The sequence below is a fragment of the Sphingomonas sp. PP-CE-1G-424 genome, from assembly GCF_004341085.1.
GTDB lineage: Bacteria > Pseudomonadota > Alphaproteobacteria > Sphingomonadales > Sphingomonadaceae > Sphingomonas.
This window is the reverse complement of record NZ_SLXW01000003.1, coordinates 745,022-767,526: the sequence shown is the minus strand read 5'-3', so window position 1 is coordinate 767,526 and position 22,505 is coordinate 745,022. Positions and strand designations below refer to the sequence as shown.

The following is a 22,505-nucleotide window of genomic DNA, read 5'->3' as shown; positions in this document are numbered from 1 at the left end:
GTCTAAGGGGCCGCAATCGTGATTCAGGCCTTAGCCTTCTACCTCTTCGCTTTCGTCGTCGTCCTGTCGGGCGTACTGACGATCGCGTCGCGCAACCCGGTCCATTCGGTGATGTGGCTGATCCTCGCGTTCTTCAACGCGGCGGGCCTCATGATCCTGGTCGGCGCCGAGTTCATCGCGATGCTGCTCGTCATCGTCTATGTCGGTGCGGTCGCGGTGCTGTTCCTGTTCGTCGTCATGATGCTCGACATCGACTTCACCGAACTGCGCGCTGGCGTTGCCCGGTATTTCGGGATCGGCCTCGCATTGGCCGTCGCACTCGCTGCCGAGGTGATGATCGCGATCGGTGCATGGAGCACCGGGCCGATCCAGCTCGCGCGTCGTGCTGCTCCGATCGACGACACCGTGCCCAACATCCAGGCGATCGGTAACCTGCTCTACACGCGCTATCTGTTCGTGTTCGAGGGGGCCGGCCTGGTGCTGCTGGTCGCGATGATCGGTGCGATCGTGCTGACCCACCGCCAGCGTGGCGGCGTCAAGGCGCAGAACATCAGCCGCCAGAACGCGCGTCGTCCGCAGGACGCCACGCGCAACACGAGCCCGGTCGTCGGGCAGGGAGTCGAACTGTGACGATCGGTCTCGTCCATTATCTGGTCGTCGCGGCGATCTTGTTCACGATGGGGGTGCTCGGCATCTTCCTGAACCGCAAGAACCTCATCGTCATTTTGATGGCGATCGAGCTGATCCTGCTGGCGGTGAACATCAATCTCGTCGCGTTCTCGGCGTTCCTCCACGATCTCGTCGGACAGGTGTTCGCGATGTTCGTGCTGACGGTCGCCGCGGGTGAAGCCGCGATCGGCCTCGCCATTCTCGTGATCTATTTCCGCGGTCGCGGCACCATCGCGGTCGACGACGTCAACCGGATGAAGGGGTAATACGGTTGATCCAGCTTATCGTCTTCCTGCCGTTACTGGCCGCGATCGTTGCCGGGTTCGGCAATCGCGCGATCGGCAACGTGCCGGCGAAACTCGTCACCACGGCGGCGCTGTTCGCATCGTGCCTGTTGTCTTGGCCGATCTTCATCGGCTTCCTCTCGGGCACCAGCACGGCCACCGTCGCGCCGCTGCTCGACTTCATCCACTCCGGCGACATGAACGTCGCGTGGTCGTTGCGCGTCGATGCGCTGACTGCGGTGATGCTCGTGGTCGTCACGTCGGTCTCGGCGCTCGTCCACCTGTATAGCTGGGGCTATATGGACGAGGATCCCGATCAGCCGCGCTTCTTCGCGTATCTGTCGCTGTTCACCTTCGCGATGCTGATGCTCGTGACGGCCAACAACCTCGTCCAGATGTTCTTCGGCTGGGAAGGTGTGGGTCTCGCATCCTACCTCCTGATCGGGTTCTGGTTCCGCAAGCCTTCGGCCAGCGCAGCCGCGATCAAGGCGTTCGTCGTCAACCGCGTCGGCGATCTCGGCTTCATGCTCGGTATCTTCGGTACGTTCTTGGTGTTCGGCACGGTCTCGATCCCCGAGATCCTCGCCGCGGCCCCCGGCATGGCGGGCTCGACGCTAGGCTTCCTCGGCTACCGCTTCGACACGATGACGGTTCTCTGCCTGCTGTTGTTCGTCGGTGCGATGGGCAAGTCGGCGCAGCTTGGCCTGCACACCTGGCTGCCGGACGCGATGGAAGGCCCAACCCCGGTGTCGGCGCTGATCCACGCAGCGACGATGGTCACCGCCGGCGTGTTCATGGTCTGCCGCCTGTCGCCGATGTTCGAGATGAGCCCGGTCGCGCTGACCGTGGTCACCTCGGTCGGTGCCGCGACCTGTTTGTTCGCGGCGACCTGCGGCCTCGTGCAGACCGACATCAAGCGCGTGATCGCGTATTCGACCTGCTCGCAGCTCGGCTACATGTTCTTCGCGGCGGGTGTCGGAGCGTATGGCGCGGCGATGTTCCACCTCTTCACGCACGCGTTCTTCAAGGCACTGCTGTTCCTCGGCGCCGGTTCGGTCATCCATGCGATGCACCACGAGCAGGACATGCGCTATTATGGCGGCCTGCGTAAGAAGATCCCTGTGACGTTCTGGGCGATGATGGCGGGTACGCTCGCGATCACCGGCGTCGGCATCCCCGGCATCTTCGGCAACACCGCGATCGGTTTCGCCGGCTTCCATTCGAAGGATGCGATCATCGAGGCGAGCTGGGCTGCGGGCCAGCCGGGTGTTTGGTTCGTCGGCGTGCTCGTCGCGTTGCTGACCAGCTTCTATTCGTGGCGCGTGATGTTCCTGACCTTCTGGGGCAAGCCGCGTTGGGCCGCGTCAGAGCACATCCAGCATGCGCTCCACGACGCGCATGGCCATGACGACCACGCACACGACGCGCATCATGCTGACGATCACCACGCGAACCCGGCTCAGGCCGAGGACGCAGGTCATGCGCCGCACGGTCATCACGACGCCGCGCATGCGCCGGCCGAAGGCGATGGTGGCTATCACCCGCACGAGAGCCCGTTGCCGATGCTGATCCCGCTGATCGTCCTGTCGATCGGTGCGGTGCTTGCCGGCTTCGTGTTCCACGGTTTCTTCATCGAGCCGACCGCAGGCGAAGAGTTCTGGAAGGGCGCACTCGCGTTCCGCGAACATCTGATGCACGAGATGCACGGCGTGCCGTTGCTGATCAAACTGTCGGCAACGATCGCGATGCTGCTCGGCCTGCTGACCGCCTGGTACGCCTATATCAAGGCACCAACGTTCCCGGCCAAGGTCGTCGAACAGTTCGGCGTGCTCTACGACTTCGTGCTGCATAAGTGGTATTTCGACGAGCTGTACGACCTGATCTTCGTCCGCCCGGCGTTCGCGATCGGCCGCTTTCTGTGGCATCGCGGCGACGAGAAGACGATCAACCGGTTCGGGCCCGACGGCGCGACCTGGGTCGTCCAGATCAGCAGCCGCGTGGCCAACCGCTTCCAGACGGGATACCTCTACACCTATGCCTTCGTCATGCTGATCGGGCTGACCGCAGCCGTAACCTGGGCGATCGGACTGTAATGACCGGCTTTCCTATCCTCTCCGTCCTGATTGCGGTCCCGATGATCGCGGCCGTCGCGTGCCTGTTCGTCTCGGCGAACACCGCGCGGATGCTGGCGCTGGCGGCGACGCTGATCGACTTCGTTCTCGGCATCATGCTGTGGATGAACTACGATATCGGCGGCGCGCAGTGGCAGTTCGTCGAGCATGCCCCGGGCATCTTCGGTCCGTTCGGCTGGTCGCTCGGTATCGACGGCTTTGCGCTGATGCTGATCATGCTCAGCGTGTTCCTGATGCCGATCTGCATCGGTGCCAGCTGGCGCTCGATCACGACGCGCGTTCCCGAATACATGGCGGCGTTCCTGTTCACCGAAGTGCTGATGATCGGCACGTTCGCGGCACAGGACCTGTTCCTGTTCTACGTGTTCTTCGAAGCCGGCCTGATCCCGATGTACCTGATCATCGGCATCTGGGGCGGCGCGAACCGGATCTACGCGTCGTACAAGTTCTTCCTGTACACGCTGCTCGGCTCGGTCCTGATGTTCATCGCGATGCTCTACATGGCGAAGACCGCGGGCACGACCAGCATCCCGGCGCTGATGAACTACGATTTCCCGGCGCACGTGCAGATTTGGCTGTGGCTGGCGTTCTTCGCGTCGTTCGCGGTTAAGATGCCGATGTGGCCAGTCCACACCTGGTTGCCCGACGCGCACGTCCAGGCGCCGACCGCAGGCTCGGTTATCCTGGCGGGCGTGTTGCTGAAGCTCGGCGGATACGGCTTCCTGCGCTTCCTGCTGCCGATGTTCCCCGAAGCCTCGGGCCAGCTGACCTGGCTGATCTTCGGGCTGTCGGCGGTCGCGGTGATCTACACGTCGCTCGTCGCGCTCGTGCAGTCGGACATGAAGAAGCTGATCGCCTATTCGTCGGTCGCGCACATGGCGATCGTCACGATCGGTCTGTTCGCGTTCAACCGGCAGGGCATCGAAGGCGCGATGATCATGATGCTGAGCCACGGCCTGGTATCGGGTGCGTTGTTCCTGTGCGTCGGCGTGATCTACGACCAGCTCCATACCCGCGAGATTTCGCGCTATGGCGGCCTCGCGATCAACATGCCGAAATACGCGATCTTCTTCCTGTTCTTCACGATGGCCTCGATCGGCCTGCCGGGCACCAGCGGCTTTGTCGCCGAGTTCCTGTCGCTGATGGGCACGTATCAGGTCTCGACCTGGACCGCGCTGCTCTGCACGACGAGCATCATCCTGGGCGCCGCGTACATGCTGTTCCTGTACCGTCGCGTCGTGTTCGGGGAGATCAAGTCGGACGACGTCCGTGCTATGGTCGACCTGTCGGGCCGTGAGATGTGGCTGCTCGCACCGATCGCCGCCGTCGTGCTGTGGATGGGCGTGTATCCCGAGAGCTTCCTGGCACCGATGCGCAAGGATGTGGGCGTGCTTCTCGCCCGTATCGATCGCGCCAAGCCTGCCAGCGATTCCAACCCAACCGCGGGGAAGCCCGCCACCGTCCATAGTGCCGCGCACGGGGAGGCACACTGATGGATTATGCCGCTAACATCGCCATGACGCTGCCCGAACTGGTGCTGGCGTTGGGTGCGATCGCCCTGATGCTCGTCTCGGCCTGGGGCGGGGACAAGTCCACGCGGGCCGTTTCGATCGCCGCCGTGTTCGTCCTGGTCGGGGCAGGGATCGCACTGGTCGGTCCGGCCTCGTCGGGCGGCTATGCGTTCGACGGCCTGTACCGCGCAGACGCGTTCGGCGCGTTCGCCAAGGTGCTGATCTACATCGCCTCGGCGGTCGCGATCGTCATGGCACCGAGTTTCTTCGCGCGCAGCCACGGCGACGATCTGCGCCCGGAATACCCGGTGCTGATCCTGCTCTCGGCATGCGGCATGGGCATCATGGTCTCGGCCACCGACATGCTGACGCTGTATGTCGGTCTCGAACTCCAGAGCCTTGCGGCCTACGTCCTCGCCAGCTTCATGCGGCGCGATGGGCGTTCGGCGGAAGCCGGCCTGAAGTATTTCGTGCTCGGCGCTCTGGCCAGCGGCATCCTGCTGTACGGCATCTCGCTGGTCTACGGGTTCAGCGGCACGACGTTGTTCTCGGGTATCTCGGAAGCCTATGCAGGCACCAAGTCGCTGGGCCTGCTGTTCGGTCTGGTTTTCGTGTTCGCAGGGCTCGCGTTCAAGATCAGCGCAGTGCCGTTCCACATGTGGACGCCCGACGTGTACGAGGGCGCACCGACCCCGGTCACCGCGTTCTTCGCGTCCGCCCCGAAGGTCGCAGCGCTTGCGCTCAGCGTCCGCGTGGCGGTCGATGCGATGGGCCCTGCGACCGACCAGTGGCGCCAGATCGTGATCTTCGCGGCACTCGCCTCGATCATCCTTGGTGCGGTTGCTGCGATCGGCCAGACCAATATCAAGCGCCTGCTCGCATACTCGTCGATCAACAATGTCGGCTTTGCGCTGATCGGTCTTGCGGCCGGGACGCCGGAAGGCGTGTCGGGCGTGCTGATGTACCTGACGATTTACGTCGCGATGACACTGGGCTCGTTCCTAGTGGTGTTGCAGATGCGTGGTGACGACGGGCAGCCGGTCGAGACGATCGATAGCCTCGCCGGCATGTCGCGGACGCGTCCTGCACTCGCTGCGGCGCTCGCGATCTTCATGTTCAGCCTTGCCGGCATCCCGCCGCTGTTCGGCTTCTACGCGAAGTTCGCGGTGTTCAGTGCAGCGGTCGACGCCGGGCTGTTCCCGCTGGCGGTGGTCGGCATCGCCGCCTCGGTGATCGGTGCGTATTACTATCTGCGCGTCGTCAAGACGATGTACTTCGACGATCCAGCACCCGCGTTCGCGCCGATGGAGAGCAATGTCGAGGGTGGCCTGATCGCCATCGCCGCCGTGTTCGTGTCGCCAGCCGGCTACCTCCTCATCCCCGTGCTCGGCGCGTGGACGATGGCGGCCGCACGGGCGTTGTTCTGAGCATCATCCGCACCGTCGCGGAAACAGGATCGACCAACGCCGACCTGCTGGAGCTTGCACGCGGCGGTGCCGAAGACGGTCTTTGGTTGCGCGCGATCCGGCAGACGGCGGGGCGGGGGCGGCTCGGGCGCGCATGGTCGTCGCCCGAGGGTAACCTCTACGTGAGCACGCTCGTCCGGTTGCGGCCGAACGATCCGCCGGCCGCCAGCCTCGCGCTGGTCGCCGCGGTTGCCTTGCAGGAAACGGTGTCGACGTTTCTCGTTGCCGGGATCTGCCAGGGCACGACCGATGCGAGCGAGACGCTGGTCCTGAAATGGCCGAACGACCTGCTGCTCGCGGATGCCAAGCTGTCGGGCATCCTGCTCGAACGCGCGGACAATGCGGTGATCGTCGGCTACGGCGTCAACATCGCGCACCATCCCGATCTGCCCGATCGTGCGGCGACCGATCTCGCCGCGCACGGCGTTGTGGTCGACCCGGCGATGTTCCTCGACATCCTCGCCGACAGTTTCGCGCGCTGGATTGGCCGCTGGCGCACCGAAGGCATCGCGCCCGTTTGCGAGCGCTGGGTCGATTGTGCGCACCCAGCCGGTACCGCGCTTACCGCCCGCCTTCCGGATGGCAGCGGCATCGACGGCCTGTTCGTCGGGCTCGACACCGACGGCGCGCTGATCCTGCGCTTGGCGTCTGGCGAGCGGCGTGTCATTCACGCTGCCGACGTCTTCCTGCTTTGAGGCCCCGCTGATGCTGCTCGCCATCGATGCCGGCAATACCAATGTCGTGTTTGCGCTGGTCGAAGCCGGCGAGATCGTTGCGCGCTGGCGGATCGCGACCGATCCTCGGCGGACGGCGGACGAGTATGCGGTGTGGTTAAGCCAGTTGATGCAGCTTGGCGGGCATGATCGTAACGCGGTGAAGGGCGTGATCGTCGCTACCGTCGTGCCGCGCGCGCTGCACAACCTCCAGGTGCTCGCGTCGAAATACTTCAACACCGACGCGCTGATCGCCGGCCATGCGCCGATCGAATGGGGCATCGCGATCGACGTCGACGAGCCGGCCTCGCTTGGCGCCGATCGTGCAGTCAACACGATCGCCGCGCATGCGCTGCATCCGGGCGACCTGATCGTTATCGATTTCGGCACCGCGACCACGTTCGACGTCGTCGACTATAGCGGCGCGTACAAGGGCGGGATCATCGCGCCGGGGATCAACCTGTCGCTCGACGCGCTGGTGACCGCTGCGGCAAAACTCCCGCGGATCGCGATCGAGGCACCGACCGACACGAGTGTCATTGGGCTCAACACCGTCTCGCAGATGCATATCGGCATCTATTGGGGCTATGTCGCGATGATCGAGGGTTTGGTCGCGCGGATGAAACGCGAGATCGGCCGTCCCGTGAAGGTCGTCGCCACCGGCGGGCTTGCCACATTATTCGAGAAACAGACCGACGTGTTCGACGTCATCGAAGCCGACCTGACGATCCAGGGGCTGGCGATGATGTGGGATCGTCACCATATCTAGGGCCATTGGGCTCGCGCCGACCGGCCTGCGGGCCATATTCCTGTATAATCCTGAAAGTAATCAATGACTCCGAAGAACGAACTCCTTTTCTGTGGCCTTGGCGGCTCCGGCGAAATCGGCATGAACGTCAACCTGTACGGCTGCCAAGGCAAGTGGGTGATGGTCGATCTCGGCATCACCTTCGCCGATCCGCAATATCCTGGCGTTGACGTGATCCTGCCAGACCTGTCCTTTATCGAGGACCGGATCGACGACCTGCTCGGCATCGTCATCACGCACGGCCATGAAGATCACATCGGCTCGTTGCCGTATCTCGCCGAAGACCTTGGCGTGCCGATCTACGCGACGCCGTTCACGATGGGCCTGATCCGCGGCAAGCTCGAGGAAGAGGGCATCGCCAACCGCGTGAAGCTTAAGATGATCCCGATGGGCGGCAATTTCCAGCTCGGGCCGTTCGGCTTCACTTTCGTCGAGATGTCGCATTCGATTCCCGAGGCGAACGCGCTGTTGATCGACACGCCTTACGGTCGCGTGTTCCACACCGGCGACTGGAAGCTCGACAAGAACCCGGTGATCGGCAACCCGACCACGCCCGAGGGCTTCATAGCGATCGGCGACAAGGGCGTCGACGTCCTCGTCTGCGATTCGACCAACATCTTCAACACCACCGCATCGGGCAGCGAGAGCACCGTGCGGAAGGGCCTGTTCGAGGAGGTCAGCAAGGCCAAGGGCCGCGTGATGATCACCAGCTTCGCATCGAATGCGGCGCGTCTCCACACGTTCGGCGAAGTCGCGAAGGAAACCGGGCGCAAGCTGTGCGTGACCGGGCGTTCGCTCGACCGGATCATCAAGGTGGCGCGCGCGACGGGCTATCTGAAGGATTTTCCCGACACGATCAGCCCCGACGAGGCAATGCGCCTGCCCAAGAACAAGGTCCTGATCATCGCCACCGGTGGCCAGGGTGAGGAGCGCGCGGCGCTCGCACGTGTCGCCAATGGCCAGCACACAATCACGCTCGAGGCCGACGACACGGTGATCTTCTCGTCGAAGCAGATTCCGGGCAACGAGGTCCAGATCGGGCGCATCCAGAACACGCTGGCGGCCAAGGGCATCCGCATGATCACAGAGCGCCAGGCGCATGTCCATGTGTCGGGCCATCCGGGTCAGCCAGAACTCGCGCAGATGTACGACTGGCTGCGGCCCGAGGTGCTCGTGCCAACGCATGGCGAGATGCGCCACATGATGGAGCATGCGCGCTTCGGTCTCGAGCAGGGCATTCCGCGCGCGATCGTGCAGAGCAACGGCGACATCATCCGTCTGGCGCCCAAGGGCCCTGCGAAGATCGGCAATGCGACGGTCGGGCGTCTGGTGCTCGACGGCGACGTGATCCTGCCGGCGGACGGCGCGACGCTGAGCGAGCGGCGCAAGCTGGCGATCAACGGCCAGATTTCGGTCGGTGTCGCGCTCGGCAAGGACGGCCGGATGGTCGGCCAGCCGCAGGTCCGCGTGCAGGGCGTGCCGGTCGAGGAAGATCGTGCGGCATTCATCGCCGATGCGGTCCAGGCGGCCGCGGACACGGTGCGCGGCGGCAAGCGCGAGAGCGAGAAGATGCGCGAGCAGATCCGTCTCGCGGTGCGCAAGGTCGCCAAGCGCTGGACCGGCAAGCAGCCGATCGTCGACGTGCTGCTGATCGAGGGCTGATCGGGTGCGCTGGACCTCGGCACTCGCGATCTACGTCCTGTTCTGGTCGTTCTCGGTGTTCCTGGTCCTGCCATTTGGCGTGAAGACGACGCGCGAGGTTGGGGGCGAACACGTCCCCGGCCAGGCCGAAAGCGCGCCGCACGAGTTTCGGTCTGGGCGGACGGCATGGCGGGTGACTGTGGTCGCGACGGTGCTGTTCGTGCTGTTCCAGCTGAATTATTCCTACGGGTGGATCACGCCGCAGACGGTCGATCTGTTCGACCGCGGCAACATGGTCACGCGCTGAGGGACCTTAACGATCCTCCCCCGCCAGGGGGGGGGCACCGAAAGTGACGGAGGGGAGGGCACGGAGCAGAGGTTTTCCCTGACCTCCCCCTCCGTCTGGCAAGTGCCAACCACCTCCCCCTGACGGGGGAGGATTGCAATTTAGCCTTTACCTCGGCGACGCGGCCGAGCCCGCCAGCAAACCGCCATCGATATTGATCTCCGTCCCCGTAATATACGTCGCCTCGTCCGACGCCAGCATCACCGCAACCGCGGCCACTTCCTCCGGCATCCCGAACCGCTTCAACGGCGTATCCGCCACCAGCGCTGCCATCCGCGCCTCCCGGTCAGCTCCATCCCCGAGCATCGGTTCCCAGATTGGCGTCAGGATGGCCGCGGGATGCACCGAGTTGCAGCGGATCTTCCAACCCTGCTGCGCGCAATACAGCGCAACCGTTTTGCTGTGATTGCGGATCGCGGCCTTCGACGACGCATAGGCCGCGGCGAGGGGAATGCCGACCAGCCCTGAGCGCGACGAGATGTTGATGATCGAGCCCGTGCCAGCCGCCTTCATCGCACCGATCGCATAGCGGCAACCGAGGAATGTGCCATCGAGGTTGACCGCGTGAACTGCGCGCCAGTCCGACAAGCTCGCATGTTCCGGATCGTGCGCGACCATGCCGTGCTCGAAACCAGTCACGCCGGCATTATTGACGACCACGTCGACCACCGGAACGACCTCGGTCAGCCGTCGCCAGTCCGCTTCTTCGCGGACGTCGAGCTTTTCGAACCGGCAGCCTATCGCCGCCGCAGTCTCGGCGCCGGCGGTTTCGTCGATGTCGGTGAGGATGACGATGGCGCCTTCGTCATGGAAGCGTTCGGCGATCGCGCGGCCGATGCCACGTGCTGCGCCGGTGACGACGCAGATCTTGGTGTTCAGTCTGGGCATGTAAGCCTCGAAATATGAGTCCGGTCGGCGGGTTGCTCCGCTGGCGAGGGCCGCGTTAGCGGTGACGCTGGATCATTTCGAAAGCTCCTATGAGGTGCGGTTCAGCGCAGGCGTTCGATCGCCTGCGCCAGTGCTACGTACAGCTTGCCCATGTCCGACGACAGCAACGTCACGCCGAGCGGCGAGCCGTCGCGTTGCGTCAGGATCGTGCGGAGCATCGCTTCGAAGTCGTGGATGTAGCGGTTGACCATCTCGCGGAAGGTCTCGTCCTCATCGTACAGGCCGGCGATCTCGCGGACTTCGCTGGCGTCCAGGATACGGACCGCGCGACGCGTGAAGACGCCGCGGTCGCCCTTCAGATACGCGCCCCATGCGCTGTCCGAGATTTCGGGGGCGATCGCCTTGGTGATGTCGATCGAGGCCGAGTTGAGCGATTCGATCAGCAGCGAGACGCGGCGTGCGAACGTGTCTTGGTCGGCGTCTTCGCGTTCTGTACGCGCTTCCTGGATCCGCGTTTCGACGATCGCAGTCTGGTCGACGATCGCCTGGACTTCGCGCGCGAGGCGTTCGGTTGCGCCGGTCGCCGCGTCGACCGCGGCGCCGGTGGCGTCGGTGAGCGCCTTGACCTGCCGTTCGACGGTGTCGTTGGTCGCGCGGCGCATCGCGTCGGCGCTGGCGGCTTCGAGTGCGGCTGCGGCCTCGGGTATGACCTTCGACAGCGTCTCGCGCGCCTTGTCGGCGGCGACGGCAGCAGTCTCGCGGACGCGGTGGAGCGCTTCGATCAGCTGCGGCGCGGCGTCTTCGGCGAAATGCTGCGTCCGGCCGATAGCTTCATCGACCATGTGACCGAGCGCATCGGCCTTCGCGCGGCCTGTGTTGAGCGTGTTAAGCAGGTCGGTCGAGAGCGTATCGAGCACATGGCGCTGTTCGCCGATGACCCCGGCAATCGCCTCGATCGCGTCGTGCGTGCTCTCCGCGGCGGTGACGAGCGCGAGCAGGTCGGGACGCGCCGAGACGACGATGCTCTTGCTGGCCAGTACCTGCGAATCGAGGCGGCCGAGTGCGGCCGGCATCGTCTCGTCGATCTCGCGTGCGGCGGCGTCGAGCGCGACGAGCAGCGTCTCGGTCGTGGCGATCGTCCGGTGCGCCATGTCGTCGCCGGTCCGGAGTGCCTCGGTCATCGCGTCGGCGGAACCGCCCAGCGCGCTGATCGATGCGGCCAGACCCTGCGTGCGCTCGGTGCCGTGGCGGTGCAATAGCTCGATCCGCGCCTCGACGTCGCCGAGCCCGGCGTGAAGGTCGTCGACGATCCGGTCGCCGGCACTGCGTTGCAGGTCGAGGCGGATCGCGACGCGCTCGATCGCGTCCTCGACCGCGGCGATGCGGTGCGCGAGCGCTTCGGCGCTATCGCGCGCGGCGCTGTCGAGCGCGGATTGGTTGGCCCCGACCATCGCCAGCATCGCGTCGCCTTGCGCGGCGATTCCCCGCCTCGACAGATCGACGGCATCGGCGGTGCGGTTGAGCAGCGCGTCGACCGCGGCGGACATGCCGTCGGTGACCGATTCGAGATGCGCGCCCGCGGTCTGACTGGTCGCTTCCATCCGGACGATATGTGCGGCGAGACGTTGCGCGGCACCGCTTGCCATTGTGTCGGCCTCGCGGCCGCGTTCGGCGAGCGCGACGATCTGCGCATCGAGGGCCGCGGCGTGTTCGCTCGCCGACAGACCGGTACGTTCGAGCCGCTTGGCGACGTCGTCGATATCCGCCTGCGCGCGGGGAAGGGTGGCGATCAGGACGCCGAGGCTGGACTGCGCACCGGCGGTCGACGTGGCGAGGTTGCGGGCGTGCGCGGCGGCCTGGTCGATCTCCGACGCCATGCCGCGACCAATCGCGGCAAGCTGTTCGGTCGCGCCATTGCCCATCAGCAGGAACGTATCGACTTGCTCGGCGAGCTGCGCGCGGTTGGCCTCGATCGTATTCGACAAGGCGGCGACGGTCCGCTCCAGGCTTGCCGCCTCGTCGCGCATAGCCTGAGCCGTGACGCCGAACCGATACGCTTCGGCGCGACTGGTCCGCATCGCGAGGAGCCAGACGATCCCGACAAGCACCGGAACCACGCAGAGTGCGGCGACGAACTGGACGAGTGCGAGAGGTTCGATCGTCGCCAGCGCATCCCGTGCGAACCAGACCATGCCGAACAGCCATGCCAACACGCCGAAGATCGCAATCCCCGCAAACACCCGACTAAGGCCGCGCGCGGGATCATCCACCTCGAACGCTTCGAATGTTTCCTGATACGCGCTCTGGGGCATAGGGTCCGATACCGGTTCCATCACGATATCCGCGCGAATGGGATGGGCATTGCCTGCCGCCGCACGAAACCCGATCATTGGCGAACCCCCGTTCATGAGCTGTCGAAGTATCACGAAACGTGGCCGGACAAAACGCCTTGTGCAATCTTCCCTTAAGCATCCGTCCGGTAAGCAGGGCGACATGGCGTATGACCCCGGAGCAATCGATGCCACGCTGGCGGCCGCGGTGGGTGACGAACCCATCCTGATCGCCGAGTTGCGAATCGCGTTCATCGAAAGCGCCGAACGGGCACTGACGGCGATGACGCTGGCGACCGACGTCGACGACTGGCGCGCCGCGGTGTGGCGGTTGAAGGGACTGGCCGCGAGCTTTGGCGCGATCCGGTTGATGACGATCGCGACCTTGGTCGCAGACGGCGATCCCCGCGATGCCGAAGGTCTGAAGAAACTCCGCCGGGCCGTAGCCAGTCTTTGATCCCACACCGGTCGATCCGCGCTTTCACGCGGATTGAGCCGTATCGAGGGGCGTTCCACCCGAACCCGGGCTTTGCAGGACGCCATCGACCGCCTAACAGCCGACGATGCTTGCCGGCCTCTTATTTGCAATTCACGACGCGGACGATCGCCCCGATCGCCTGGCGGCCACGCTTCCGTTCAGCGGCGTCACCCTTATCGAGTATCAGGCGCGATTGCTGATCGCCGCTGGCGTGGCGCAGGTGATCGTCGTCGTCGCACGAATGACGCCCGAACTACTGGGGGCGATCAATCGGATCGGACGGCGCGGTGTCAGCGTGGATACCGTGCGATCTGCGGCCGAGGCGGTCGAAAAGCTTCATCCGCTGGCGCGCGTGCTGATGCTCGGCGACGGACTTGTCACCACCGATGCGATCGTCAAGGCGATGGCCGCCGAAGAGGGCGATTGCCTGCTCGTCGTGCCGGAGGCCGATGCCGGGCCGGGGTTCGAGCGGGTTGGCGGCCAGATGGCATGGGCAGGTGTCGCGCGGCTCAGTGCGAGCCGGATCGCCGAAGTTGCCGGACTGCCGCAGGATTACGATCTGCAATCGTCGTTGTTGCGGTTCGCGGTTCAGTCGCGGGCGACGCAGGTTCTGTTGCCGACCGATGCGGTGCGCGGCGGACACGGCATCGAACGCCAGGCACGCACGCTGGAAGAGCGCGGACGCGCGGTGCTGATGACGATCGTGTCGGGGCGGCGCGGTTGGTTCGATCGGTTCGTGCTGGCGCCGATCGCGCGACTTGCCCTGCCGTTGCTGGTCGATCGTGGCGCGGCGGGCGCAAGCGTCGGCGCGGCGGGGCTGGCGTTGGGCGTCGCTGGTCTGGTGACGATAGGGTTCGGTCTTGCCTCGGCGGGTCTGGTGATCGCGCTGGTCGCCTGCGTGGCGCTCGCGCTCGGCTCGGTTCTGAGCGATCTTCGCGACGAGGCCCCACTGGCCCGGTGGCAGACGCTTGCGATCGGCGGCATCGCTGCTGCATCGATCTTGGTCTTCGCGTTCATCGTCGCGGGACGTGCCGGCGAGAATACGGCGCTGGCGATCGGCACGGCGCTGATCGCGATCGGCGGCCTTGCCGAGCGCGCTATCCTCGAACGCGATCGTCGGCTCTGGTGGGGGAGTCCGGCGGCCTATCTGCTGATCGTGGGCGCGTTCGCGCTGCTCGGGTTTCCCGTATTTGGGCTTGGTTTTGCTGCAGTATATGCGACTGCGACCCTGGCGGATGCGATCGAACGACTTCGTCGCGATCCTTAGGCCGACATTAACGACAGGGGACTACCTACCGGATCATGTCTGTCGGCCAAGATCCTGTCCAAGACGCGATGCCGTCGCCTGATGCGTCCGTCGCCCGTGCGGAAAGCGCGCGCCTACGTGCCGAAACGCGGCTGGCGGGAACGATCGCCGACTTCTTCCTCGATGCGGACGCGCGGCTCGACGATCGCACCCGGCTGATGCTCGCCCGGGTTCTGGGCGGAATCGTCGAAGCGATCGAAGCCGACATCCGTCGCCACGCGGCGCGATTGTTGGCCGGGCAAGGTATGGCAAAGGTTGGCGAGGCGGTCCTGCGGCCGAAAGGCGCTGGTGTCGTCGCCCGGTTGACCCGCGCCGGTCTGTTACGCGACGAAGACCTGATGGAAGAGCTGATCGCGCGGGTCCGGCATGACCTGATCGCCGCGTCGCTCCCCGTCGACATCGCCGATCCCGACGAGGCTAGCCTGGTGGTGCGGCTGGCAGGCGTACCCGATCGCGTCGTTGCGTCCGCCGCGTCGGCCTTGCTGGCGGCGGAAAGTCGACGGCGCGTATCGAACGAACAGGGTCTGGCCAGTGGCAGTGAATTGCCCGCCGAACTCCATCATCGGCTCGTCTGGTGGGTCGCCGCGACGATCCGCGACGAGCAGCGCGTGACGACGCGGGAGGGCGATCGGGCGATTACCGACGCCGCCGAGCGCAGCCTGGCCGCGCACGACGAAGGCGAGCGGGCGGATGCGGTCGCCATGCGCTTGGCGGGCGCGATGGATGCGCGACCGAACGAGTTGGCGGCCGTGCTGGTCGAATCGATCGGCGATCGTCGGCTGTCGTTGTTCGTCGCGGTACTCGCGCATGCGCTCGGCATCGCGTTCGACCAGGCGAGGGCGATCACGCTCGAGCCCGATGGCGATCGGTTGTGGCTGGCGTTGCGGGCGATCGACATGGATCGACCGACGATCGCCAGGATCGGCCTCGCTTTGTCCGAAGCGGATCCGCGGCGGGATATCGAAGCGTTCGCCGACGCGCTCGACGAAATCGCTTCGATCGACGTGACGGAGGCCCAGGCCGCGGTGGCGCCGTTGGCACTGAACCGCGATTTTCGCCTGGCCTTGCGGGCACTTGCGCGTACGGACCGTCGATGACGATGTTCGATCCTACTACCGAGAACCCGATCGCGCACGCCATTATTGCCGCAGATGGCACGCTGGTGTTCGCGGATCCTGCCTTGGTCGCGCTGAACCAGCGCGCCGGCGGCATGCGCGGTGCGCCGCTGGCGGTTCCGCAACTCGCGACGATCGCGCGTCTCGCGCGGCGGCTCGGGATCGTCGTGTCGCGCGGTGTGGTGGTTGCCGACGACGAGGCGGATGTCGACCTCTGGGTGCGCGCGCAGCCCGACGGCGAGAATGTCCGGCTGACGGTCAGCGGCTGGCGCGAGATCGCAGCGTGGCGCCCGACGCGGCCTTCGCCCGAGGTGCCGGGCTTCCTCGACAGCGATAGCGACTGGCGATGGGAAACCGATGCCGCGCTGCGACTGACGTTCGTCACGCTGGATGCCGGGCCCAAGCATGGCTTCGATCCGTTCGCATTGCTCGGGCAGCCGCTGACGGCAATGTTCGCGCTCGATTCCGGATCGGACGGCGGATTGCCGATCCTCGATTCGCTCGCGCGGCGGCGTCCGATGACGGCACAGCCGGCGCGACTGCGGAGTTCGGGGCGGGCGGTTATGCTGACGGCCAACGTGCGATACGATGTGTCGGGCGATTTTGCGGGCTTCGTCGGCGCGGCCCGCGTGGTCGTCGAGGATACGCCAGCGCCCGCCGAGTCCTCCGTCCTGTCGGCCACTTTCACAACCGGGCTCGACAAGGCGTTGCGGGTGCCGCTCGCGCGGATCGTGGCGAATGCGGACAGCATCAATGCGCAGTCCGACGGTCCGGTGCAGGGCGACTATGCCGACTATGCCGCCGACATCGCGACCGCCGGGCGACACCTTCTGTCGCTGGTCGACGATCTGGTCGATCTCCAGGCGGTCGAGCGGCCCGACTTCACGATCGCGCCCGAACCGATCGACCTCGCGGACGTCGCGCGTCGTGCAGCCGGGCTTCTGACCGTGCGCGCGGCCAATCTCGGCGTCTCGATCGCGCGGCCTGCGACCGACGTGCGCGTGCCGGCGATCGGCGACTTCCGCCGCGTGCTACAGATACTAGTCAACCTCGTCGGGAACGCGCTGCGGTATTCGCCGCGCGGATCGGCCGTGTCGGTGACGGTCACACGCGACGCGACGCATGCGGTGCTGACCGTAGCGGATCAGGGCAAGGGCGTCGCGCCCGAGGATCAGGTCCGGATTTTCGAGAAGTTCGAGCGGGTCGACACGTCGGAGGCCGGCGGCAACGGGCTCGGCCTGTATATCGCACGGCGGCTCGCGCGGGCGATGCAGGGGGATCTCACGGTCGAGAGCGCGCCCGGTGAAGGTGCGCGGTTCGTGCTGACCTTACCGGCGGATCCGGCGCGCCACTAATATCAGCGCAAGGCCGAACGCGGCGAGGAATGCGCCGCGATCCGCCCAAGGCCGCTGGTCGAGCATGAAGCTCGACTGCGGCCAGTGGACGTATCCGAGCCCCTGGCCGATCCAGAGCAGACCCATCAGCGCGCTGAGCACGCCGACGACCATCAGGATCGGCCGGAGCGTCTTCATCAGCGTGACGCCATCGGGACGTAGTCACGCGCGGTCGGGCCGCTGTACAGCTGGCGCGGACGGCCGATCTTCTGGTCGGGATCGGTGATCATCTCGTTCCACTGCGCGACCCAGCCGACGGTGCGGGCGAGCGCGAAGAGGACGGTGAACATCGAGGTCGGGAAGCCGATCGCCGACAGGATCACGCCCGAATAGAAATCGACGTTCGGGAACAGCTTCTTCTCGATGAAGTACGGATCGCTGAGCGCCAGACGCTCGAGCTCGATCGCGACGTCGAACACGGGGTCGGTGACGCCCAGTTCGCCGAGCACTTCCTTGACGGTCGTCTGCATGACGGCCGCGCGCGGATCGTAGTTCTTGTAGACGCGGTGACCGAAGCCCATCAGGCGGAACGGATCGTTCTTGTCCTTGGCCCGCGCGATGTACTCGGGGATGCGGTCGACGGTGCCGATCTCATGCAGCATGTTGAGCGCGGCTTCGTTCGCGCCGCCATGCGCAGGGCCCCACAGGCAGGCGATGCCGGCCGCGATGCACGCGAACGGGTTGGCGCCCGACGAACCGGCGAGACGGACGGTCGAGGTCGACGCGTTCTGCTCGTGATCGGCGTGGAGGATGAAGATACGGTCCATCGCCTTTTCGACGATCGGGTTCACGACGTACTTCTCGGCCGGCACGCCGAACGTCATCTTCAGGAAATTGCCGGTGTAGCTCAGCGTGTTGTCCGGATAGACGAACGGCTGGCCGACGCTGTACTTGTACGCCATCGCGGCGATCGTCGGCATCTTGGCGATCAGTCGGTGCGACGCGATGACGCGCTGTGCCGGATCATGGATGTCCGTCGAATCGTGATAGAACGCCGACAATGCGCCGACGACACCGCACAGGATCGCCATCGGATGCGCATCGCGGCGGAAGCCACGGAAGAACTGCGCAAGCTGCTCGTGCACCATCGTGTGGCGCGTGATCGTGTTGGAGAAGTTCGCCAGCTCGTCTTCGCTCGGCAGTTCGCCGTTGAGCAGGAGATAGGCGACTTCCATGAAGTTCGACTGTTCGGCCAGCTCGCCGATCGTGTAGCCGCGGTGCAGCAGCGTGCCCGCGTCACCATCGATATAGGTCAGCTTCGACTGGCACGACGCCGTCGAGGTGAAGCCCGGATCATAGGTGAAATTGTCCGTCTGCGCGTACAGCTTGCGGATATCGATGACATCGGGTCCGACCGTACCGGACATCACCGGATACTCGAAATCCTTGCCGTCGACCTTGAGGGTTGCGGTCTCGCTCATGCTTGTATCCTTCCTCGAAATCTTATCAGCTAGCCATCCGGTCGGCGATCCGTCCCAGGCTCTCGTCGCGCCCGAGCAAATCGAGCACATCGAAGATCCCCGGCGACGTCTTGCGTCCCGTCAGCGCGGCGCGAAGCGGCTGTGCGACCTGGCCGAGCTTGACGCCCCGCGCTTCGGCCACGCGCCGTACCGCGCCTTCGAGCGCCTCCGTATCCCACTCGGCGAGCGCGTCAAGTTCGGCATGCGCGTTGTTCAGGATCGCACTCGCTTCACCCTGTAAAAGGCTCGCTGCGGCGTCATCCATCGCCAAAGGCCTCTGGCTGAACAGGAAATTCGACCCTTCGGCGAGCTCGTTCAGGTTGGCTGCACGTGGCTTGAGTACTGGCATCGCGCGCGTAAGCAGTTCGAGTCCGCCATCGGGCAACCCGTGGCCGAGACGGTCGGCGGCGAGCTGTGCCAGGCGCGCGTCGTCGGCTTCGCGGATATAATGACCGTTGAGGTTCTCGAGCTTCTTCAGGTCGAAGCGCGAGGGCGACTTGCCGACGCCCGACAGGTCGAACCATTCGACGGCCTGCTCGCGGCTGATGATCTCGTCGTCGCCGTGACCCCAGCCGAGCCGGAACAGGTAATTGTCGAACGCCTCGGGCAGGATCCCCATCTCGTCGCGGTAGGCCTCGATGCCGACCGCGCCGTGACGCTTCGACAGCTTGGCGCCATCGGGACCGTGGATCAGCGGGATGTGCGCGTAGATCGGCTCGGGCCAGTTCATGGCGCGGTAGATCGGCAGCTGGCGGAACGCGTTGTTGAGGTGATCGTCACCGCGGATGACGTGCGTGACGCCCATGTCGTGATCGTCGACGACGACCGCGAGCATGTAGGTCGGCGTGCCGTCGGAGCGGAGCAGGACGAGGTCGTCGATCTCTTCGTTCTTGACCGTGACGGCGCCCTGGACGCGGTCCTCGATCGTGACGGCACCTTCCTGCGGCGCGCGCAGACGGACGACGTGGGGAAGGTTCGGCGCTTCGCTCTCGGGGCGATCGCGCCACGGACTGCGGATGCGGAGCGGCTTCTTCGCGGCCTGTGCCTCGGCGCGCATCGCGGCAATCTCGTCGTTGGTCATGTAGCAGCGATAGGCGTGGCCGTTCGCGACCATCTCGTGCGCAACCTGAGCGTGACGCTCGGCACCCGCGAACTGCATGACGACGTCGCCGTCCCAGTCGAGCCCGAGCCAGCGCATCCCGTCGATGATCGCGTCGATCGCCGGCTGGGTCGAGCGGACCCGGTCGGTATCCTCGATCCGTAGCAGGAATTTACCCCCGTTTGCTTTTGCGAACAGCCAGTTGAACAGCGCGGTGCGCGCGCCGCCAAGATGCAGGAACCCCGTCGGCGACGGAGCGAAACGGGTAACCACGGGTGCGGCCGCATTGGCGGTGCCCGTATCAGATATTGCGCCCAACCGCGGGTGCTCCCAGACTGTAAGAACGATGAAAAAACGATGGCTATGACAGCCGTCGCCGCCCCTAGCATGCGTCCTTGGCGGCGACAAATGGGCGTGCCGCGATGGGGGGCTGTCGTCGGGCTGGCTGTGGAACGCTGGCTCGAGGCGGAGCGCGACCAGCTGGTGCTGTGGCTGCCGGTGATGCTGGGCGGGGGAATCGCGTTGTGGTTTGCGCTGCCGGACCCGGCGGCGTGGTGCGTGACAATATTAGTGTTGGTCGCGGGTGGGCTAGCGTGTCTGGCGGTGGGGCATGGCGGGCGTGCGGCGCGGTCGCTGGCGATCGGGTCGCTGACGGCCGCGCTGGGGCTCGGGCTTATCTGGGCTCGATCAGAGTCGGTGGCCCGGCCGGTGTTGGGCGGACCGACGATCGCGAGTTTCTCGGCCAAGGTGGAGGCGATCGAACCGCTGGTTGCGCGCAAGCTGGTCCGGCTGACGCTGCTGCCGATCGGGAAGGGAGTGGAGACCGACGGGCAACCGGTCGCCCTGCCATACCGTGTCCGCGTCAATCTGGCGGAAGCGGATGCGCCGAAGCTGCTGGGAACGGGAGCGGTCGTGCATCTGCGGGCGCGGCTGATGCCGCCGCCGCTGCCCGCCGTGCCGGGCGCCTATGATTTCGCTCGGGTCGCGTGGTTCAGCGGGATCGGCGCGACTGGGCGGGGCTTCGCACCGGTGGTCGTCACGACGCCGAGCGAGTCGGGTGCCGGCATCCGCGTCGCGCTGTCGCATCACATCGTCTCGCGATTGGACGGTAGCGCGGGCGGTATCGCGGCGGCGCTCGCGACCGGCGACGTCGGTGCGATCAGCGAAGAGGATTCGGAGGCGATGCGCCGCGCGGGACTCGCGCATCTGCTGTCGGTGAGCGGGTTGCATATTACGGCTGCGGTAGCGGCGACGATGCTGATCGTGTTGCGTCTACTGGCGCTAAGTCCTTGGCTGGCGTTGCACGCGCGGTTGCCTCTGATCGCTGCGCTGGCGGGAGCGGCGGCGGCAATCGGCTATACGTTGCTGACGGGCAGTCAGGTTCCGACGATTCGGTCGTGCGTCGCTGCGCTGCTCGTGTTGGCGGCGCTGGCGATGGGGCGCGAGGCGATGACTTTGCGGCTCGTGGCGGCGGGCGCGGCGTGTGTCATGCTCGTGCTGCCCGAATCGGCGGCGGGGCCGAGCTTCCAACTCTCGTTCGCGGCAATCACTGCGATAATGGCGCTGCACGAGCATCCTTCGGTTCGCGCGTTTTTCGGGCCCCACGAGGAGGGACGACCGCCCCGTCTCGCTCGCGGCGTAGCATCGCTGTTGCTCACTGGCCTGCTTGTCGAGTTCGCGCTGATGCCGATCGCGGTCTATCATTTCCACAAGGCCGGGCTGTACGGCGCATTCGCCAACATCGTCGCGATCCCGCTGACGACATTCGTGGTGATGCCGCTGGAAGCGTTGGCGTTGCTGCTCGATGCGGGCGGGCTCGGTGCACCGATCTGGTGGCTTGTCCAGCGGTCGCTGGATGCGCTGCTATGGCTCGCGCATATCGTTGCCAGCGCGCCAGGATCGGTGCGGTCCTTGCCCGCGATGCCGACGGCGGCGTTCGCCTTGATGATCGTCGGGGGCATCTGGATCGCCTTGTGGCGGACGCGGCGGCGGCGACTCGGGGTGGTCCCGCTGGCGATCGGGGCGGTCTGGGCGCTGACGACGCCGGCCCCGGACGTTCTCGTGACCGGTGACGGACGCCATGTCGCGGTACGGACGGCGGCGGGGCTCGCAATGCTGCGCGATAGGGCTGGCGACTATACGCGCGACATGCTGGCGGAGAACGGCGGGGTGGACGGCGAGCCGCTGTTGCTGGCGGATCAACCCGATGCGCGGTGCAGTCGCGACCTGTGCGTCACTGATATCGCCGCCGGGGGACGTACGTGGCGGGTTCTTGCGACACGCAGCGCCTATATGGTGCCGATCGCCGAGTTGATTGCCGCCTGTCGTAAAGCCGACGTCGTCGTTAGCGAACGTGGCCTGCCGAAGCGGTGCGTACCGCGGTGGCTGAAACTGGATCGCCGCGTTTTACGGAGGACGGGCGGCGTCGCGCTGACCTTGGGGACGGGGACGGTCGTGACGATACTGAACGCGGGCGACCGCCACCCCTGGCGCGATCCGCCGATCCTCGAACGCACTCCATATTCTTTCAAGCCGCAGCAAGGCGGGTTTAGGGGCTCAGCATCCGCGTTTCGAGCAAATGGAAGACGCTGATGCGTAAAATTGATCACAAGGCGCTAAGGTGGTGCGATTCGGGAGACCGCGGCCATTCAACAAACGAGAGCGTCATGTCGGCTTCCTCTGTGCCCGGGAAGAAGGGTAGTCTGGTCCAGACACAACCGCTTTGTGCCTTCGCGTGAACACAATCATCCGTAGCCGTAGGCATTGTAGTGAGATGAATGTTCACGCGGAGACGCGGAGAAGTTTTGCAGGGCAGAGTAAATTTGGCGGGCGGTTGTCTGGGTCTCGTTCCGAAGGCATTTGGAA

At 65.5% G+C, this 22,505-nt stretch carries 19 protein-coding genes; 14 read left to right on the top strand and 5 right to left on the bottom strand.

What is annotated here, in order from left to right; genetic code table 11:
* The first annotated feature begins 18 nt into the window (after positions 1-18).
* The 9 genes from C8J43_RS13495 to C8J43_RS13455 all read left to right on the top strand — a co-directional run bounded on the left by C8J43_RS13495 (position 19) and on the right by C8J43_RS13455 (position 9,531).
* Positions 19-630 carry an NADH-quinone oxidoreductase subunit J gene (locus tag C8J43_RS13495; protein WP_133031322.1) on the top strand — a complete coding sequence of 204 codons (612 nt, stop codon included), beginning with the start codon at positions 19-21 and terminating at the stop codon, positions 628-630.
* A 2-nt stretch (positions 631-632) separates the two neighbouring features.
* Positions 633-935 (top strand): NADH-quinone oxidoreductase subunit NuoK, encoded by a 303-nt coding sequence (gene nuoK / locus C8J43_RS13490; RefSeq protein ID WP_175518104.1) that lies wholly within the window; start codon positions 633-635, stop codon positions 933-935.
* 5 nt (positions 936-940) lie between these two features.
* A complete protein-coding gene (gene nuoL / locus C8J43_RS13485; protein WP_133031321.1) occupies positions 941-3,046 on the top strand; it encodes an NADH-quinone oxidoreductase subunit L in 2,106 nt (701 codons plus the stop codon).
* On the top strand, positions 3,046-4,578 hold the full coding sequence (locus C8J43_RS13480) for an NADH-quinone oxidoreductase subunit M (protein WP_133031320.1): 1,533 nt from the start codon (positions 3,046-3,048) through the stop codon (positions 4,576-4,578). The genes nuoL and C8J43_RS13480 overlap by 1 nt, the downstream gene beginning before the upstream one ends.
* On the top strand, positions 4,578-6,023 hold the full coding sequence (gene nuoN / locus C8J43_RS13475) for an NADH-quinone oxidoreductase subunit NuoN (protein ID WP_133031319.1): 1,446 nt from the start codon (positions 4,578-4,580) through the stop codon (positions 6,021-6,023). Before C8J43_RS13480 ends, nuoN begins: the two co-directional genes overlap by 1 nt.
* A gap of 2 nt (positions 6,024-6,025) precedes the next feature.
* The gene (locus C8J43_RS13470; protein WP_133031472.1) at positions 6,026-6,757 is read left to right on the top strand and encodes a biotin--[acetyl-CoA-carboxylase] ligase; all 732 of its coding nucleotides are present in this window, start codon (positions 6,026-6,028) and stop codon (positions 6,755-6,757) included.
* Between the two features lie 10 nt (positions 6,758-6,767).
* Positions 6,768-7,544, top strand: coding sequence for a type III pantothenate kinase (locus C8J43_RS13465; RefSeq protein WP_133031318.1), 777 nt, complete (start codon positions 6,768-6,770; stop codon positions 7,542-7,544).
* Positions 7,545-7,607: 63 nt separating this feature from the next.
* On the top strand, positions 7,608-9,245 hold the full coding sequence (locus C8J43_RS13460; RefSeq protein WP_133031317.1) for a ribonuclease J: 1,638 nt from the start codon (positions 7,608-7,610) through the stop codon (positions 9,243-9,245).
* A 4-nt stretch (positions 9,246-9,249) separates the two neighbouring features.
* Complete coding sequence (locus C8J43_RS13455; protein WP_056048558.1) at positions 9,250-9,531, top strand: DUF1467 family protein; 282 nt, start codon at positions 9,250-9,252, stop codon at positions 9,529-9,531.
* Positions 9,532-9,678: 147 nt separating this feature from the next.
* Here C8J43_RS13455 and C8J43_RS13450 read toward each other — a convergent pair whose 3' ends face one another.
* Together C8J43_RS13450 and C8J43_RS13445 are read right to left on the bottom strand one after the other, a co-directional pair.
* Positions 9,679-10,458, bottom strand: coding sequence for an SDR family oxidoreductase (locus C8J43_RS13450; RefSeq protein ID WP_133031316.1), 780 nt, complete (start codon positions 10,456-10,458; stop codon positions 9,679-9,681).
* A gap of 101 nt (positions 10,459-10,559) precedes the next feature.
* Entirely contained in the window at positions 10,560-12,848 is a 2,289-nt protein-coding gene (locus C8J43_RS13445; RefSeq protein ID WP_243645570.1) for a hypothetical protein, read from the bottom strand.
* 103 nt (positions 12,849-12,951) lie between these two features.
* Between C8J43_RS13445 and C8J43_RS13440 the strand changes: the two genes are divergently transcribed.
* The 4 genes from C8J43_RS13440 to C8J43_RS13425 all read left to right on the top strand — a co-directional run bounded on the left by C8J43_RS13440 (position 12,952) and on the right by C8J43_RS13425 (position 17,042).
* Complete coding sequence (locus tag C8J43_RS13440) at positions 12,952-13,245, top strand: Hpt domain-containing protein (RefSeq protein ID WP_133031315.1); 294 nt, start codon at positions 12,952-12,954, stop codon at positions 13,243-13,245.
* A 106-nt stretch (positions 13,246-13,351) separates the two neighbouring features.
* Positions 13,352-14,533 (top strand): hypothetical protein, encoded by a 1,182-nt coding sequence (locus C8J43_RS13435; protein WP_133031314.1) that lies wholly within the window; start codon positions 13,352-13,354, stop codon positions 14,531-14,533.
* A 35-nt stretch (positions 14,534-14,568) separates the two neighbouring features.
* Entirely contained in the window at positions 14,569-15,669 is a 1,101-nt protein-coding gene (locus C8J43_RS13430; protein WP_133031313.1) for a DUF2336 domain-containing protein, read from the top strand.
* A gap of 2 nt (positions 15,670-15,671) precedes the next feature.
* On the top strand, positions 15,672-17,042 hold the full coding sequence (locus tag C8J43_RS13425) for a HAMP domain-containing sensor histidine kinase (protein WP_133031470.1): 1,371 nt from the start codon (positions 15,672-15,674) through the stop codon (positions 17,040-17,042).
* Here the strand turns inward: C8J43_RS13425 and C8J43_RS13420 are convergent.
* From C8J43_RS13420 to gltX, 3 genes are read right to left on the bottom strand one after another with little or no spacing between them, the layout of a single operon-like run.
* Positions 17,016-17,219 carry a hypothetical protein gene (locus C8J43_RS13420; protein ID WP_056482223.1) on the bottom strand — a complete coding sequence of 68 codons (204 nt, stop codon included), beginning with the start codon at positions 17,217-17,219 and terminating at the stop codon, positions 17,016-17,018. The two genes, C8J43_RS13425 and C8J43_RS13420, sit on opposite strands and share 27 nt — an antisense overlap.
* Complete coding sequence (locus C8J43_RS13415; protein ID WP_056048581.1) at positions 17,219-18,502, bottom strand: citrate synthase; 1,284 nt, start codon at positions 18,500-18,502, stop codon at positions 17,219-17,221. The genes C8J43_RS13420 and C8J43_RS13415 overlap by 1 nt, the downstream gene beginning before the upstream one ends.
* Positions 18,503-18,527: 25 nt before the next feature.
* Positions 18,528-19,958, bottom strand: a complete 1,431-nt coding sequence (gltX, locus tag C8J43_RS13410; RefSeq protein ID WP_243645569.1) for a glutamate--tRNA ligase — start codon at positions 19,956-19,958, stop codon at positions 18,528-18,530.
* 90 nt (positions 19,959-20,048) lie between these two features.
* On the opposite strand from gltX, the gene C8J43_RS13405 reads away from it, so the two are divergent.
* Complete coding sequence (locus C8J43_RS13405) at positions 20,049-22,232, top strand: ComEC/Rec2 family competence protein (RefSeq protein ID WP_207893404.1); 2,184 nt, start codon at positions 20,049-20,051, stop codon at positions 22,230-22,232.
* The last annotated feature ends 273 nt before the right edge of the window (positions 22,233-22,505 follow it).

Bases quoted from the DNA above. Each gene is read 5' to 3' on its own strand.
- C8J43_RS13405 (WP_207893404.1), top strand. From the start codon at position 20,049: ATGGGCGTGCCGCGATGGGGGGCTGTCGTCGGGCTGGCTGTGGAACGC.
- C8J43_RS13425 (WP_133031470.1), top strand. From the start codon at position 15,672: ATGTTCGATCCTACTACCGAGAACCCGATCGCGCACGCCATTATTGCC.
- C8J43_RS13435 (WP_133031314.1), top strand. From the start codon at position 13,352: ATGCTTGCCGGCCTCTTATTTGCAATTCACGACGCGGACGATCGCCCC.
- C8J43_RS13430 (WP_133031313.1), top strand. From the start codon at position 14,569: ATGTCTGTCGGCCAAGATCCTGTCCAAGACGCGATGCCGTCGCCTGAT.
- C8J43_RS13445 (WP_243645570.1), bottom strand. From the start codon at position 12,848: ATGATCGGGTTTCGTGCGGCGGCAGGCAATGCCCATCCCATTCGCGCG.
- C8J43_RS13420 (WP_056482223.1), bottom strand. From the start codon at position 17,219: ATGAAGACGCTCCGGCCGATCCTGATGGTCGTCGGCGTGCTCAGCGCG.
- nuoN (WP_133031319.1), top strand. From the start codon at position 4,578: ATGGATTATGCCGCTAACATCGCCATGACGCTGCCCGAACTGGTGCTG.
- C8J43_RS13450 (WP_133031316.1), bottom strand. From the start codon at position 10,458: ATGCCCAGACTGAACACCAAGATCTGCGTCGTCACCGGCGCAGCACGT.
- C8J43_RS13480 (WP_133031320.1), top strand. From the start codon at position 3,046: ATGACCGGCTTTCCTATCCTCTCCGTCCTGATTGCGGTCCCGATGATC.
- C8J43_RS13440 (WP_133031315.1), top strand. From the start codon at position 12,952: ATGGCGTATGACCCCGGAGCAATCGATGCCACGCTGGCGGCCGCGGTG.
- C8J43_RS13460 (WP_133031317.1), top strand. From the start codon at position 7,608: ATGACTCCGAAGAACGAACTCCTTTTCTGTGGCCTTGGCGGCTCCGGC.
- C8J43_RS13415 (WP_056048581.1), bottom strand. From the start codon at position 18,502: ATGAGCGAGACCGCAACCCTCAAGGTCGACGGCAAGGATTTCGAGTAT.
- C8J43_RS13465 (WP_133031318.1), top strand. From the start codon at position 6,768: ATGCTGCTCGCCATCGATGCCGGCAATACCAATGTCGTGTTTGCGCTG.